Raw genomic sequence first — 1,727 nt, 5'->3', positions numbered from 1 at the left:
GTGGCGCCGGCCTCGCGCTTCCTGAAGAAGCAGGTGAAGGCGCCGCAGCGCCGACCCCGCCCGAGGGCCTACGGGGCCCCGGTACCCGGCGGGCCCGGTGGCCCGTCAGCCCAGCAGCCAGCGCTGGGCCGGGTCGGCGGTGTCGCAGTCGGTCATCCCGATGGTCCGGCCGGCACCGTTGGAGGTGAGGCACTGCCCGACGGCCGCGCTGTGGATCAGGTACCAGCCGCCGTCGTTGTCCGTCAGCAGCCACTTCTGGTTGGCCGGCATCCAGTCGCCGTTCGGCTGGTTGAGGCCGTCCAGCCCGCCGGGGGTGTCCCAGAGGCGGACCGTGCCCGAACCGGTGTCGAGGTCGATCACCTTGTCCTGCCCGTGCGAGATCGCCGTGGTGCCGTCGCAGTACGTCCAGAACGTCCAGGCCTGCGCGGGCGACTGGTTGGCCGTCCAGACGATGATCGGCTGACCGTTGGCCTCGACGCCGTGGAACAGGTCGAGCGCGCCGGCCCCGGAGCCGTTGTTCACGGCCGCCATGCCCTTCACGGTCGGCGAGAAGTCGCAGGCCCCGGCCTGCGCCGCCTGCGCGGCGGGCGCCCCCGCCACGACCGCCCCCGCGACGGCCGCGACGGCCCCGAGCGAGGCGAGGAGCCTGCGGGCACGGGTGATGGTTCTCATGGGTTTCTCCTTCTGGTGTGGTGGACGGACCCGGGTGCGGTGGACGGCCCGGGTCAGCCGCGCGGGACCGCGAGCGCGGCCCACTGCTTGGGGCCGGGGATGCCGTCGGCGTCCGCGCCCGAGTCGCCGAGCTTGTGCTGCCAGTTGCGGAAGGACTCGCGGTCCGCGTCGGACCACTCGGGGCCGGGGCCCTCGGCGTAGGCGGAGCAGCCCTCGGCGACGAGGCGCTCGCCCATCCGGGTGATGACGTCGCTGTTCCGGCCGTCGTGGAAGAAGTCGGCACCGGGGAAGGGCTCGTAGCCGTCGCCGCCGTCGGCCGCCGGGTCGGCACCGGCGGGGCGACACCGGTCGGCCGGTCCGCCGCGGACGCCTCCTGCCCGAAGTAGAGCGCCCCGGGCCGGTCCTTCCACTCCGGGTCGGCGAGGACCACGCCCTCGGCGAAGTCCGGGATGCCGTAGCCGTAGACCCAGTCCGAGCGGCGGTCACGGGTCTTGAGGTAGACGCCGTCGCCCTCGGAGCTGCCGCCGTCGTTGGTGTTGCCCTCGACGGTGGTGATGGTGGAGCTGGTGTAGGCGATGCAGATGCCGGTGTGGCTGCCGCCGCCCGGGCCGAAGAAGACCTGGCCGCCGATCACCGGGTACTCGGTGAAGCGGTCGCGCTCCTTGAACCAGGCGACGCCCTCCGCGCAGGAGGCGGACACCGGGAAGAGCCCGCCGTTGCCGGACTGCTCGGCGCACCAGGCGACGAAGGTGGCGCACCAGGCCTCCCCCTGGGACCACTCCAGGCCGGCGACGGCGGGGGAGAACTTCTGGACGTTGTTCCAGTGCCCGCCGCTGCGGCCCTCGTGGTAGCCGACCTGGTCGCGGGCGACGCGGATCAGGTCCGCCGCGTTCGAGGACATGGGTGTGGACTCCTTGTTGCTGGGATGGGTGCCGGTCGGGGTCTCAGAAAGTGTTGGGTAATTGATCAACTGCACGCTGTGATGCGTTGGCGGTGATCTTCGCGGACTTGGAGTCCGCGAAGATCACCGCCATGTGTGTCTGTGCGTGCAAGCC

1 protein-coding gene and 2 pseudogenes are annotated in these 1,727 nt (G+C 72.3%); all 3 read right to left on the bottom strand.

Features of this window, described 5'->3' with window-relative positions; translation table 11 throughout:
- Positions 1 to 105 precede the first annotated feature (105 nt).
- Positions 106 to 672 carry a ricin-type beta-trefoil lectin domain protein gene (locus tag ABZW03_RS40535; RefSeq protein WP_355269846.1) on the bottom strand — a complete coding sequence of 189 codons (567 nt, stop codon included), beginning with the start codon at positions 670 to 672 and terminating at the stop codon, positions 106 to 108.
- Positions 673 to 725: 53 nt separating this feature from the next.
- Positions 726 to 971: pseudogene (locus tag ABZW03_RS40530) on the bottom strand (peptidoglycan-binding protein); the annotation flags it as partial.
- Between the two features lie 296 nt (positions 972 to 1,267).
- Positions 1,268 to 1,573, bottom strand: a pseudogene (locus ABZW03_RS40525) (hypothetical protein); the annotation flags it as partial.
- Positions 1,574 to 1,727 lie beyond the last annotated feature (154 nt).

Origin of the sequence: Kitasatospora sp. NPDC004799 (assembly GCF_040609095.1) — a bacterium.
In the GTDB taxonomy this organism is placed as follows: Bacteria; Actinomycetota; Actinomycetes; order Streptomycetales; family Streptomycetaceae; genus Kitasatospora.
Note: the sequence above shows the minus strand (reverse complement) of the source record. Positions and strands in the feature narration are given on the sequence as shown.